A 13356-nucleotide genomic window follows, 5' to 3' on the forward strand; every position below is an offset into this window, starting at 1 on the left:
ATGAAAGTTTTTTATTACTTTATAATAAATCGGATTTCTACTTAATTCGAATAAAAGGTAAATTAGACATGGAACTTGAGTTTTGGAATGGAAATAAAGAATTAAGGAAAAAATAATAAAAAAAGATTTAAATTAAGATAATTTGTTTTCACCATTTGCAGCCTGATAAATTCGGTCAATCATGATCTCAAACAGATCATCAGTTGAAAGTTCAAGTGAGGAGTGATCATCTTTAAGAAGCTCCTTTGCCATTCCAACTATTTCTTCAGGACGTGTGGATCGTTTCATGAGCCCCTTTTTGATGTAGTAAGAATCCACGGAAAGTAGTTTACCAGGATAACATGATATCACTGGTGTTCCTAGAAGAGCAGCTTCACGGTTCATGGTTCCACCAGCACCTATAACCAGGTCACAGGCTTTCATAAGACTGAACGTGTCCACAGGCGGTTTTATAAGCGTGATCTTGTCATCATTTTCAAAGATCTGTTGCTGTTCCCTGAAGCGCGGTATCACCAGAATGTTGGCCTGATCCTCCAGAGCTTCAACAATAGGAGATAAGACAGTTTTCCTACAATCTGCATCCAAATAGGAAGCTAATGCAGGTTCTGGGCGCATAAGTATAGTTTTTTCTTTTTCCAGGTCTAATTTTAGGTCCTCAAATATGTGAGGATTGTACTGGAAGTCCACCAGATGAGTGATCTCTGATGTGCCATTGTAAGGGAGCAAGTGGTCAGGATCTGCACCACAACGAACCACTGTCTCTTCTTCAATCACTTCCGGGAGGACAATGGTATCACAAAGAGATAAAGTTAATTTATTAGCAGCTATGGCATGTTCATTATCCAGAACATAAACACTGGGAATATTTAAACCATATGCAACACGAGGAAGCTCAATAGAGTGTTTAGAAACAGCTACATCTGGTTTTTCCCTGCTTATAATTTGGGAAAGCTCGTAAGCCCTCTGTGTACTTCGGATGAGCTTTTCTTCCAGACTCACTCCATGCCATCCCACCAAATGGTAATCGATCCCGAATAGATCCAAGAGTCTATGCACATCACCAAAACGGCGGGCAGTTATAAAAACTTCTTCACCCTGTTCCTCTAGGTAGCGGATTATACTGTGGAAAAACCGCACATGAGGAGAGTTAACTATATCAATCCATACCTTCAACCCATCACCAGCTCATTAATTTGATTTAACCCAAATTGATTTTTTTAATCAATTATCGTTTATGAAGGCATTAATAGCCCCAATAACATCTTCAAAACCGGTTCCGGTTTTAAGACTGGTTTTGATAACCTGTACTTCTGGGTTTAGTTGGTTAACATCACTAACCATTTTGTCATCGTCTGCACCCACTGCTTCAGCCAGGTCCACCTTGTTGATGACCACCAGGTCTGCATCCTGGAAGATCAGGGGGTGTTTTTCCACGGTATCGTCTCCTTCAGTGACACTGATAACCACCATTCTCATGTGACTGCCCAGGTCAAAGTCCACTGGACAGATAAGGTTACCCACATTTTCAATGAATAGCACGTCAATGTCTTTCAGGGGCATGTCATGAAGGGCGTGTTCTACCAGGTGTGCATCTAAATGGCACTCTTTACCAGTGTTCAGTCCTACCACTGGCACGTCATGTTTTTCAAACCGACCTGCATCGTATTTACTGATAACATCCCCAGCAATGACACCGATCTTGTAGTCAACTGCATCTATTATGGCTTCAATAAGGGATGTTTTTCCAGATCCTATGGCTCCCACCACATCCACTGAAAAAACTCGGTCTTTATCCAGTATTCTCTGATTTTTACGGGCCAGTTTACGGTTGGCCACCATTATATCGTGTTGAACTTCCACTTCTGCAACTTTATGCATCCTCATCACTCTTTTCTATTTTAATGGTTTTAACATTACATTCTTTTCCAGTTAAGATTTCCACATTCCTTTCCCCGCACTCTGGACATAATACTATGGTCAGATAATGGTCTGAACCGTCAGTATTTGCCAATCCAGTGAATTCACAGCCGTGGCATTTAATTTCCACCGAAACATCTTCAATTATAATTTCTGCGTTTTCAAGGAGTGTGTCCTCTACTATGACATCTAATAAGAATTTTAACTGCTCAGGATTTAACATTGTGAGCATTCCCACTTCAATAGTTACTTCTACTACCTCTGTGGCATTATTTTTCTCTGCTGCATCTAGTACTGTGTCCACTATGGCCTGGGCCATGGATAATTCATGCATTGGACTACCTCTCTAAGCTTGTATTTAACCTATGTTATGGGAAGCTTATTAATAAAGTTAACAAATAATTAAAAGTGAAACTAAAAAACTGGCAGCTTCTTCTCATGTCAATAATAGTCTGAGAAGTTAAAATAAGCTATTTGAAATCTTTAGTAATATATTAATTAAGTTTTGGTGATTTTAATGATAATCGGAGGATCCTCTTCCCAGAAATTAGCCGCAAACATTGCCCGAGAGATGGATGATGTTCTTTGTCCAATTGAAACTCGAAAATTCCCTGATGGAGAACGCTACGTAAGAATTAAACAAGATGTGGAGGATGGGGTGGTGGTGGTGCAATCCACAGGTTACCCCCAGGATGAAAACCTCATGGAACTCTTCCTGATATTAAAAACCATTCGTAATATGGGCATCACTGACATACGTACCGTGATCCCCTATTTTGGTTATGGAAGGCAGGAAAAAAGTTTTAATTATGGGGAAGCTGTATCTGCAGAGGTGGTCTGTCAGCTAATAGAATTTGCTGGGGCCAGTTCAGTCTACAGTATAAACTTACATGAGCAGAGCATCTGTGATCTTTTCAAGATCCCAGCCTATAATCTGTCAGCCATGCCTGCAATTGCTGATTACGTGGAGAAAAATGTGGAAGATCCAGTAATTGTGGCCCCAGATAAGGGTGCTCTGGGCTTTGCCCAGGAAGTTGCAAGCATACTTAACTGTGAATCAGACTATCTGGAGAAAGTACGCCTATCCCCTGAAAAAGTGGAAACAAAACCCAAAAGCCTGGATGTTGAGGGAAGAGATGCAGTTATAATCGATGATATCATCAGCACTGGTGGGACTATTGTCAATGCCTGCGGTATCCTGAAAGAACATAATGCTAATAAGATTGTGGTGAGCTGTGTGCACCCTGTACTGGTGGGTGATGCTTTGCTTAAGATATTCGCTGCCGGAGCAGATGATGTGGTGGGAAGTGACACCCTTAAATCTGAAGTGAGTAATGTTTCTGTGGCGAGTATAGTAGCTGATGCACTAGAATAAATGATAAATAAATATAATGCATTATCGAGAAAATAATAAATTGAGGAAAGTTTTAGGAAATTTATAGGGATTATTACTGTAAAATATCTCTAATATTCCCCCTAATATCTATCCCATCCTCAAATATTCATTAATCCATCCCAATTCCATTAATTCATCCCATTGAATCAGTTGAATACATGCAATAACATAGTATTCAGGAGATAAGAAGATCATGGTGGAAAATACAAACTGGACCCCTGTACTCATAGGAATTGTTGTAACTGTGATTATCGGACTGGTGGGCATATTCATACCATTTTTAGGCGTTTTAGCCCCGATTATTGGTGGTTTTGTTGCAGCATATCTGGTAGGGGGAGATTACAAGGATGGTGCAGTTAATGGAGGTATTGCAGGTGCAGGTGGTGGAGCTCTCCTTGGATTCGTATTATTAGGTGCTTTCACCGCGATCATTGGTGGCCTGGCATTGGGCTTTATTTTCGGCTTAATACTGGGAATTATCGGAGGAGTAATTGGAGTAGTAACTAAAGACCGGTTTGATTAACAGGAGTGAGTAACAATGGTGAATTGGACAGCAGTGGCTATTGGTTTCGTGGTAACAGTTATACTGGAAACAATTGGAATTATGTTCATATCATTAGATGCAGCAGTTTCTGCATTTATAAGTGTTTTTGCACCAATAATTGGTGGTCTTTTAGCTGCTTATTGGGGCACTGCAACTTATAAAGATGGGATTATTAATGGAGGTCTTGCAGGAGGACTGGGTTCTTTATTGGCTGCTATAATATTCATTCCCGGAACTTTAACATTTATTGCAGAAAATGCAGTGATCAGTTTTATTAGTAGCGCAATTCTGGGAATTATAGGCGGTTTAGTGGGAATATTAGCCAGAGGGAAACCACAAGGAAAAGAAACCTCTCCACAAAAACCAGACACATGATCTATACATTAGATCCCGGTAAAAAAAATTAACAAATAATTTTTTTGTTAAACTTACATTTCCACTTCAATATAATCCACTTCTATTTTTCCGTTGAATAATTTTTAAGATGATTATAGTTTGAGTTACATTCTAAGTTTTAGCAAAAAATTAGATTCAATCTTAACCTCCTACTTCCACGACAACTTATTCATTGCCAACATATTCTCAGATTACTGGTCGCTTATCTGGCAGAGAATTCAAAAATTATATTATAAAACAGTGCTCACAATAAATATATGGAGGGGTTGTCTTGATGAAACCATTTTTTATGGACAATATGTATAGGGGGAATAACAAACAGGAACTTTTCTTTGAAACACGTTTTTTGGTATGCTTTATAGAAAACCATTTGCTGAATTTCACAGTCCCATCCTATTCAATTAACCAATTTGATTATTTTTTATCACAATCACCATCTTTTTCTGCATCCAATAAAATTAAGTTATCTCCTTCACAAACCAACCCATCTCTTTCTCAAACCAGCCTATATCCTTCACAAACCAGCTCATCTCTTTCTCAAATCAAGGGCATTTCAGGTTTGTATCCAGTAATTTATTTCCTTGGAGGTTGAAACCATGACCCCCAGTACAGTTGATAAACCCAGTACAATTGATAGAAATAAAGTTGATAAAGAAATTTTAGCTTCCTTAAAATTCAAAGCAGAGCTAAAATTACTCCCCATAGTTTTACGTGCTGTGCGGGATGTTGCCTGTAGATATGGTCTGGATGAAGTTTCAATAAGGGACTTGGAACTGGCAACAGAGGAAGCCTGTCATAACGTTATAGAACACGCCTATGAACCGGGTGAAGAAGGATACTACAAGGTGAAAATTCATCGTGAACCCACCTGTTTCCGTATTACAGTGAGGGATGAAGGAATGCCCTTCAACCTCCAGCGTTTAAATGAGGATGAACCCTCAGATATTGGTGTTAAGTTAATGCGGGCCTGTACAGATGAAATTAAAAGTAAATATTTGGGAAAAAGAGGGAAAGTGGTGGAACTAGTCAAAAATTTCCCCTTTGAAACTGTGGTTGATGTTGAACCATCCTCTACCATTAACCAGCCCAGTAACGTGGATCTGGCACCTGAATCTGAAAAAGTAAATTTGAGACTGATGCGTTCTGATGAAACCGTCTCCCTGGCAAGATTGATATACAGGGTTTATGGTTACACTTATCCCCATGAAGATATTTACTACCCTGAAAAATTCGCATCCCTCATAGAATCTGGACTGGTAACTTCATGTGTGGCGGTAAATGAGGAGGATGAGATTGTAGGACATCTGGGAGTTTTCCTGGAAACACCGGAAGATCATGTGGGTGAATCTGCTCTGGCTGCAGTAGACCCCCGCTATAGGGGAAGAGGACTGTTTCCCCGGATGAAAAAGATGATGATGGAAGAAGTGGCATCCAAAGGTATTCTCGGCCTGTATAGTCGTGCAGTGACTGTTCATGTGGCATCCCAAAAATCCAACGTTAAAATGGGTTCCAAGGAAACTGGCTTTGTTCTGGCACACTCCCCTCCCACTGCTATTTTTAAGAAAATGAAAACTGAAATAGCAGATATCCGGCGTACTGTAGCCCTCTTCTATGTACCGGTAGTTCCGGACAGGGAGCAGACTGTTTTTTTACCCCACCCCCATCAGATAATCATCAGCAAAATCTACCAGCACGCAGAATTACCACGCGTTTTCAAAAAAGCTGATCCGGATAATGTGGATTTGGCTCCCCATTCCCATATTCACTCTCATGTTTTACCTGAAATGGCCAGTGCATTTTTAAGGGTTAAGGAATTCGGAGTGGACTTCCTTGATGAGCTACGACTCCATGTTCGGGATTTGAAAGAGCAGAAAATTGAGCTCATAGTGCTGGATCTGCCTCTGAAGGATCAGGGCACTGCTACGTTGTACCCTAAAATTGAGAAAATGGGCTTCTTCTTCTGCGGTATCATGCCAGAATACCTGGATGGAGATAGTATCCGCCTGCAGTACCTTAACAATGTGGCCTTTGATCCTGAAAGCGTGGACATTTATTCAGAATTTGCCCATGAAATATTTGATTATGTGGTGGCTGAATGGCGGAAACATTACTAGCAGAAATTATAAAATTAAAATTGATTATAAAATTAGAGAGCATGAGATTAATGAAGTAAGAAATTAAAAGAATGGAATAAATGTAACAGAATGGAATAAATGTAACAGAATGGAATAAATGTAACAGAATGGAATAATGGAATGAAATTGAAGGAATTTATCTAGTTTCTCAATAAATAAATCAGGTTGAAATGTAGGGAAGGGTGTGGAAATGGAAATCACAACAAAAACAGTAAATGAAGTGGAAATAGTGTTCTTAAATGGTAGGTTGGATGCCTATAATTCCAATTTGGTTGAAAAAAAGTTGGATGAACTTATTAACGCAGGTAAAATTAAAATGGTAGCTGATCTTTCTGGAGTGAAGTATATAAGCAGCTCAGGACTAAGGGTGATGCTTTCATCCCTTAAAAAGTTGAATAAATTGGGTGGCACTCTTAAACTATCATCCCTGCAACCCTACGTTATGGAAATCTTTGAAATTGCTGGTTTTACACAACTATTCCAGATTTACGATGAAAAAGAGGAAGCCATTACTAGTTTCTAAACCTTCGAAATGATTAAATTAAGATTTTGAATTAAGAATAAAATCTAAACTCAAAGAATGAAAGGGGAAAATGGTAAAAATAACCTGAAAAAATATAAACTCCTGTAAAAAATTAAAATAAGATTTCTATGGAACCCCTGAGCATAATCCTTTTTACTGATCTGATAGAGAAAGTCTGTGTTATATTTGTGATGGCTTACCTGTTGACCCGTCTGAAATATTTCACCGAAGTCCTTGAGGGTAAATTGACCATTAAAAATCAGATAATACTTATTTTAATATTTGGTGGTATATCCATCTACGGATCCTATTCAGGGGTGGATTTATTTGGGGCAATTGCCAATGTCCGTGATCTGGGCCCCATGGTTGCGGGGCTGGTTGGAGGGCCAATTGTAGGTTTAGGTGCAGGGTTAATCGGAGGTTTGCATCGCATGACCATGGAGGGATTCACCTCCTTTCCATGTTCATTATCCACCATCCTGGCTGGATTGTTTGCAGGTATCATCTACCTCGCCAACCGAAAACGTTTCATTGGCATTTGGGGGGCAGTTTTATTCTCCGTTTTATTTGAGACATTCCACATGATCCTGGTGCTCATAATGGCATCACCATATGCTCAGGCCCTGCAAGTGGTTGAAAGCCTTTACATACCCATGATACTGGCTAATGCAGTGGGAATGTTCATTTTCGCTTTTATGATATCCAACCTCATAAAGGAACGTGCAACTAAAAGAGAACGTGATAAGCTCTCAGCTCAACTTGAAAGAAGGAAAAAGGAGCTGGAAATAGCTAAACAAATTCAGGAAAGTTTTCTACCCCATACCATACCATTTATTGAAAATTATGACCTGGCTGCTAGCAGCATCCCAGCCCAGGAGGTTGGGGGTGACTTTTATGATTTCATACCCATTTCTAAGGAACAAATCGGCCTTACCATTGGGGATGTTTCTGGTAAAGGAATTCCTGCAGCCCTTTTCATGGCATTTTCACGCACCCTCCTCCGTGCCAAAGCCTGCCGCAACCCGGGAGTGGGAAGGATGATAGAAAGCGTTAATAACTTCATTAATGAAGAACCCCACTCTAACATGTTCGTAACCCTGTTTTACAGTATTCTGGATACTTTCCATAACAAACTCACCTTTGTAAATGCAGGTCACAACCCCCCACTACTTCTAAGAAATGAAAATGAGGAAATCATCCGATTAAGTACTGGGGGAGTTGTTTTAGGAGCTATGAAGGGCCTTAAAATGGCTGAAAAAACTATAGATCTCTGTCCAGGGGATCTCCTGGTTTTATACACCGATGGGGTTACAGAGGCCATTAACCAGCAGGAGGACCAGTTCGGTGAGGAACGATTGATTAAAATTATAATGGATAATAATGATCTGTCTTCTGATGATCTGAAGAATCTTATTATTGATCAGGTTTATGATTTTGCCTCTGGCACACCCCAGGCCGATGATATCACCCTCATGGTCCTGAGGCGGATGTTATGATCTTGAAAGAGATGACCTACAAAAAGATGAAATGATCTTATAGATGATATCCCCAGGGAGATTCTGTGACCTTAAGGAGAATTATGATCTGAAAGAATGATAATCTACAGAAGATGATTTGACCCTAAGGAGAATGACCTGAAAGAATGATAATCTACAGAAGATGATTTGATCTCAAGGAGGATTATGGGAATGGATGATGAATTCGAACTTCAGGTAAAAGCAGATCTAGAAAACCTGTCCATTATAGCTGATTTTACCACTGTGAGTGCCGGTAAACTGGGTTTAAATGATAAAGGCGTATTTCAACTCCAACTAGCAGTGGATGAAGCTGCATCCAACATCATCCTGCATGGTTACACACACCAAACTGGCCCCATCCACCTCACCATCTGTAAAGAAAAAAATAATATTATAATCAGGATTGAAGACAGGGGAGAACCTTTCAATCCCCTTAAAGTTCTTAAACCAGATCTAGGAGCACCTCTTGAAGAAAGATCTCCAGGAGGCCTGGGCATTCATTTCCTGAAAACCATGACTGACCGTGTTCATTACCAGTTTAAAGATGGAAAGAATATTCTTACCCTGGTTAAAACTATTGATTAATAAATAACAAAGAAATAGAGTATAAATTAAAAGAATAAAAAAATAGAATTTTATGAATAGAAGATTTTGAAAATAAGAAGAGTTTAAATGTTACATCTTCTTATTTGCTGGTTCCATGTTTATTCTGAGTCCCTTTATTCCTTTTCTCTGCAGGGCACCCACAACTTCACGTGCGTGTTGCTTGGGAAGTTCAACAAAGGAAAATTTATCCAGTACATCAATACGTCCAATGCTGGTTGAAGATAGTCCGGATACTTCTCCAATTGCTTTGACTATGTCTTTAGCTTTGACTTTCTGTTTACGGCCAACGTTAACGAAGAATCTAACCATTCCTGGTTGTGCTCCAGTGTCTCCATATTTAGATTCACCCGGCGCAGATTCATCCTTTCCTCCCACGTACATCTTAAGTAGGGCAGCGGCTATGTCAACTGAGCTGTAATCTTCTTCCATTAATCTTTCGATCAGGTGAATCTCGCGATCCATGTCCCCTTTATCAATCTCTTTCCTGAGTCTTTCCAGGAACAGGTCTCTTTTAACTTCTTCCACTTCACTCACAGAGGGGATCTTGTGTTGTTCAATTCGGACTTTGGTGTATCGCTGGATATCCCTTAACTGGTAGATTTCTTTTCCAGATGCAAAGGTAAATGCCTGTCCTGTTCTACCAGCACGACCGGTTCGACCTATCCTGTGGACGTAGTATTCCTCGTTGTTAGGTACATCGTAGTTGAATACTGCTTCTACATCATCCACATCTATTCCTCTGGCTGCCACATCAGTAGCGACCAGAATTTCTATTTGACCCTTTCGGAACTTGTTCATGACTCTGTCCCGCTGGTTCTGACTCATATCTCCATGCAGTCCATCGGCAAAGTATCCTCTTGTCTGCAGGTTACTTACCAGGCGGTCAACTCTTCTTTTGGTGTTACAGAATACAAGGGCCAGTTTTAGATTGTGCATATCTATAAGTCGGGTTAATAAATCCAGTTTCATCTGTTCTTTAACTTCAAAGTATATCTGCTGGATTTCAGGTACTGTGATTTCCTGGTGAGCTACTTTGAGCATTTCAGGATTGTTCTGGTATTTTCGGGTTATTCCTAGAATCTGACGGGACATAGTAGCCGAAAACAGTAACATCTGCCTTTCGTGAGATACGTGTTCCAGTACGAATTCTATATCATCTCTAAAACCCATGTCCAGCATTTCATCTGCTTCATCCAGGATGATCATCTTAACCTGGTCCATACGTAGGGTGCGACGGTGGATATGGTCCATTACCCTTCCCGGGGTCCCTATGATGATCTGTACTCCTCTTTTAAGGGCTTTAATTTGCCTTTCAATGGGTTGTCCTCCGTAAACCGGTAAGACTGAGGTTTTCTTGTATTTTGATAATTTTTTGATTTCTTCTGCCACTTGAATGGCTAGTTCTCTGGTGGGGCAGAGTATAATTGCCTGCACACCTTTAACTGTGGGGTCAAGTTTCTCCAGAACAGGTATTCCGAATGCTGCTGTTTTACCGGTTCCAGTTTGTGCCTGACCTATAACGTCTTTCCCATCTAATATTGGGGGTAATGCCAGTGATTGTATGGGTGTTGCTTCTTCAAATCCCATATCTGCAATAGCTCGTTTCATTTCAGGGGATAATTTCAAATCTTCAAATAATAAACTTTCCATGGTATCTTCCTTATTCTATCGTCCTTTTTGTTGTAATTTTCCTTGCTATATCAAGTAAAATATTCTATTAAGAAATATTCTAAATTAATTTAACAAATCATGCAAGTAAAATCAGGCCATCTAATTATTACGCTATAAAATTAGTATTTAAAAATAGCCGAAATAATCAAGAACATCCATATTTACTTTTCTGTATATAGATTATGTTGCTATCATCATTTATAGTAATCTATTTGCTAATATTTCCAGTATTAAATTTATTTTCTATCTAAAAACAGTATAAAAAAAACATTTTCCGTAAATAAGAATTTATAAAAAAATCAAAAATGGGGGAATAAATCCCCATTAAAAAACCAGTTTAATTCCGATTTTTTACTCTGTTAATGAGTTGCAGGTTTTTGCAGGATTCCATGGGGTACCATGTCTGTGATCTTTTGCATTTTGTCCATGAGACTTTTTTTACCCTTACCACTGAGGGTGTGTTCCAGGACCTCACTTAAATTTTCAATTGGAACTATCTCAATTTTATCACGGTACCGTTCTTCTATCAGTACATCTTCCATGTTGGACTTGGGAATTAGTACTTTGCGTATTCCTGCTTCTGCTGCAGCTTCGATCTTACCGGTGACTCCACCTACAGGTAGCACGTCCCCACGGATACTTAAAGATCCTGTTAAAGCTACTGATTGGTCGACTGGTATATTCTCCAGTGCAGATACAACTGCAGTGGCCACGGATACACTGGCGCTGTCCCCTTCCACTCCTTCATATGACTGGAGGAACTGGATGTGTATATCGTAATTGGAAATGTCAGTTCCGGTGTGTTTCTTAACCAATGCGCTTACATTCTGCACTGCTTCCCTGGCGATCTCTCCCAGTTTTCCAGTAGCGATGATTTTGCCTTCGTCTTTACTCTGAGCTGGTGCGGCTTCGGCAGCTATGGGCATTATGATACCACTACGGTCACCGATTATGGCAAGGCCATTAACTTTACCCACTTCTCCACCTTCAGATTTGAAGACTCGGTAGCGTTTCTTCTGGACAATGTAACGATCAGCGATTTGCTGTTCAAGGGTTCTGGCCAGTTTTTTAGCATTGAGAACATGATCCACTGTAACGTGATCTGCCTTTTCTCCCTTGGCTATGTCACCAGCAGCTCTTACCAGACCACCAAGATCCCTTAGTTTCAGGGTTAAGGAGTCTTTTTTACCAGCACGACGCTGAGCTTCATGAATGATCTCAGCCACTGCTTCTTTGCTGAAGTGAGGGATACGTCCATCTTTTTTAACTTCCTGAGCCACAAATTGGACCAGTTTGTCCCGGTTTTCTTCAGTATCCTTCATGGAGTCCTTCATGAAAACTTCATAACCGTAACCCCTTATCCTGCTTCTGAGTGCAGGGTGCATCCCTTCCAGGACATGCAGGTTTCCAGAAGCCACCAGCACGAAGTCACATGGAACTTCCTGGGAGCGAACCATTGCCCCACTGCTGGTCTCGCTCTGACCAGTAATCTGGTATTTCTTCTCCTGCATGGCTGTTAGAAGTTCTTGCTGGGTTTTCATCTGCATGGAGCCTATTTCGTCAACGTAAAGCACTCCCTTGTTGGCCTTGTGGATCATACCTGCTTCCACCCGTTCATGGGCAGGGGTTCCCAGTCCACCAGACTGGTATGGGTCGTGCCTGACATCACCCAATAGGGCTCCGGCGTGGGCCCCAGTGGCATCCACGAATGGAGCCATGTTTCTTTTGTTATTGTTAATGAGAAGTTTAGGCACCATTACCGTACTGCGTGGTTTCATCTGCTGCAGGGCAAGGAATACTATACCTGCTGCAATGATTGCTGCCAGGAACTGCTGCATCACGAAACCAATAACCAGGATCAGGCTGATTATGGCAATCATGAACATATTTTTACGTTCTTCCTGTCCTTTGGCCTTGACCTTGTAGTTGGTCACCACATTTTTTCCTTCACCAGCAGGCATTACACCTATCAGGGGGTTCTGGTTGTCTTCCATATTGGGATATACCAATATATCCTGAAGTTCTTCAGGGGGAAGTAGTTCAGCCATTCCCTTGGCGAGCATGGATTTACCAACACCCGGTTCTCCAATTAAAAGAACATTACGGCGCTGTTTAGCTGCCTTTCTAACTGTTTCCACGGCCTCTTCCTGGCCGATGATCTGATCTATGATCCTATCAGGTACCTCAATGTCACCTGAAGTTTTGTAATCGCGAATTTGAGGGGTTTCATCATCTGAAACCTCAGAATTTGGGTTATAATTTGCCATAGGCTTTTGTAACCTCCATAATTTTAGATTTATAAAAAATCAACCTGTTTTTATAATAAGATATACTCTAATGACTATAGTAAAACTTATATAAGAACATTTGCTTTAGTGCATCAAATATGATTTTTTTATGACATATAAAAGTTTCTGATTATAAAGAGTGCCTAAATACTAAAAAGCTATTATAAATAATTTGAATCTCAAGTTAAATCACTTGCATTAATATTACTACATCAAGTTATAAAGATAACTTGAAATTCAGGTATTTAAATGTATTCATAAATTCACAATTATTTCAAATAAGGATCATTCAATGCAGGATTACCGGAATGAGTAGAATGAAATTTTATAATTCCTTAAATTCCAGGAATAGTACAAAAAAGT

General features: G+C 40.0%; 13 protein-coding genes. 8 read left to right on the plus strand and 5 right to left on the minus strand.

Features of this window, described 5'->3' with window-relative positions:
- Positions 1–132 precede the first annotated feature (132 nt).
- The 3 genes from A994_RS09645 to hypA are packed head-to-tail and all read right to left on the minus strand — an operon-like array spanning position 133 to position 2251.
- Positions 133–1173, minus strand: coding sequence for a DUF354 domain-containing protein (locus tag A994_RS09645; protein WP_004031334.1), 1041 nt, complete (start codon positions 1171–1173; stop codon positions 133–135).
- Between the two features lie 48 nt (positions 1174–1221).
- The gene (gene hypB / locus A994_RS09650; protein ID WP_004031335.1) at positions 1222–1878 is read right to left on the minus strand and encodes a hydrogenase nickel incorporation protein HypB; all 657 of its coding nucleotides are present in this window, start codon (positions 1876–1878) and stop codon (positions 1222–1224) included.
- A complete protein-coding gene (gene hypA / locus A994_RS09655) occupies positions 1871–2251 on the minus strand; it encodes a hydrogenase maturation nickel metallochaperone HypA (protein WP_004031336.1) in 381 nt (126 codons plus the stop codon). The genes hypB and hypA overlap by 8 nt, the downstream gene beginning before the upstream one ends.
- 183 nt (positions 2252–2434) lie before the next feature.
- Between hypA and A994_RS09660 the strand changes: the two genes are divergently transcribed.
- The 8 genes from A994_RS09660 to A994_RS09695 all read left to right on the plus strand — a co-directional run bounded on the left by A994_RS09660 (position 2435) and on the right by A994_RS09695 (position 9013).
- Positions 2435–3292, plus strand: coding sequence for a ribose-phosphate diphosphokinase (locus A994_RS09660; RefSeq protein ID WP_004031337.1), 858 nt, complete (start codon positions 2435–2437; stop codon positions 3290–3292).
- Positions 3293–3506: 214 nt separating this feature from the next.
- Complete coding sequence (locus A994_RS09665) at positions 3507–3836, plus strand: DUF5518 domain-containing protein (RefSeq protein WP_004031339.1); 330 nt, start codon at positions 3507–3509, stop codon at positions 3834–3836.
- Between the two features lie 15 nt (positions 3837–3851).
- Entirely contained in the window at positions 3852–4232 is a 381-nt protein-coding gene (locus A994_RS09670; RefSeq protein ID WP_004031341.1) for a DUF5518 domain-containing protein, read from the plus strand.
- 292 nt (positions 4233–4524) lie between these two features.
- Positions 4525–4845: a hypothetical protein gene (locus A994_RS09675; protein ID WP_157787276.1), complete on the plus strand. Its 321-nt coding sequence runs from the start codon at positions 4525–4527 to the stop codon at positions 4843–4845.
- A 4-nt stretch (positions 4846–4849) separates the two neighbouring features.
- Positions 4850–6367 (plus strand): GNAT family N-acetyltransferase, encoded by a 1518-nt coding sequence (locus A994_RS09680; protein WP_004031343.1) that lies wholly within the window; start codon positions 4850–4852, stop codon positions 6365–6367.
- A gap of 211 nt (positions 6368–6578) precedes the next feature.
- Entirely contained in the window at positions 6579–6911 is a 333-nt protein-coding gene (locus tag A994_RS09685) for an STAS domain-containing protein (RefSeq protein WP_004031344.1), read from the plus strand.
- A gap of 128 nt (positions 6912–7039) precedes the next feature.
- Positions 7040–8407 carry a SpoIIE family protein phosphatase gene (locus tag A994_RS09690; protein ID WP_004031346.1) on the plus strand — a complete coding sequence of 456 codons (1368 nt, stop codon included), beginning with the start codon at positions 7040–7042 and terminating at the stop codon, positions 8405–8407.
- Between the two features lie 192 nt (positions 8408–8599).
- Positions 8600–9013, plus strand: a complete 414-nt coding sequence (locus A994_RS09695) for an ATP-binding protein (RefSeq protein ID WP_100222298.1) — start codon at positions 8600–8602, stop codon at positions 9011–9013.
- A 90-nt stretch (positions 9014–9103) separates the two neighbouring features.
- Here A994_RS09695 and A994_RS09700 read toward each other — a convergent pair whose 3' ends face one another.
- Together A994_RS09700 and lonB are read right to left on the minus strand one after the other, a co-directional pair.
- Positions 9104–10684 carry a DEAD/DEAH box helicase gene (locus tag A994_RS09700; RefSeq protein ID WP_004031348.1) on the minus strand — a complete coding sequence of 527 codons (1581 nt, stop codon included), beginning with the start codon at positions 10682–10684 and terminating at the stop codon, positions 9104–9106.
- 380 nt (positions 10685–11064) lie between these two features.
- The gene (gene lonB / locus A994_RS09705) at positions 11065–12972 is read right to left on the minus strand and encodes an ATP-dependent protease LonB (protein WP_004031350.1); all 1908 of its coding nucleotides are present in this window, start codon (positions 12970–12972) and stop codon (positions 11065–11067) included.
- Between the last annotated feature and the right edge of the window lie 384 nt (positions 12973–13356).

It is taken from the genome of Methanobacterium formicicum DSM 3637, assembly GCF_000302455.1.
Taxonomy (GTDB): Archaea; Methanobacteriota; Methanobacteria; order Methanobacteriales; family Methanobacteriaceae; genus Methanobacterium; species Methanobacterium formicicum_A.

Coding starts and splice junctions, on each gene's coding strand:
- A994_RS09695 (WP_100222298.1), top strand. CDS start 8,600: ATGGATGATGAATTCGAACTTCAGGTAAAAGCAGATCTAGAAAACCTG.
- A994_RS09660 (WP_004031337.1), top strand. CDS start 2,435: ATGATAATCGGAGGATCCTCTTCCCAGAAATTAGCCGCAAACATTGCC.
- A994_RS09690 (WP_004031346.1), top strand. CDS start 7,040: ATGGAACCCCTGAGCATAATCCTTTTTACTGATCTGATAGAGAAAGTC.
- hypA (WP_004031336.1), bottom strand. CDS start 2,251: ATGCATGAATTATCCATGGCCCAGGCCATAGTGGACACAGTACTAGAT.
- A994_RS09665 (WP_004031339.1), top strand. CDS start 3,507: ATGGTGGAAAATACAAACTGGACCCCTGTACTCATAGGAATTGTTGTA.
- A994_RS09680 (WP_004031343.1), top strand. CDS start 4,850: ATGACCCCCAGTACAGTTGATAAACCCAGTACAATTGATAGAAATAAA.
- A994_RS09700 (WP_004031348.1), bottom strand. CDS start 10,684: ATGGAAAGTTTATTATTTGAAGATTTGAAATTATCCCCTGAAATGAAA.
- A994_RS09670 (WP_004031341.1), top strand. CDS start 3,852: ATGGTGAATTGGACAGCAGTGGCTATTGGTTTCGTGGTAACAGTTATA.
- hypB (WP_004031335.1), bottom strand. CDS start 1,878: ATGCATAAAGTTGCAGAAGTGGAAGTTCAACACGATATAATGGTGGCC.
- lonB (WP_004031350.1), bottom strand. CDS start 12,972: ATGGCAAATTATAACCCAAATTCTGAGGTTTCAGATGATGAAACCCCT.
- A994_RS09685 (WP_004031344.1), top strand. CDS start 6,579: ATGGAAATCACAACAAAAACAGTAAATGAAGTGGAAATAGTGTTCTTA.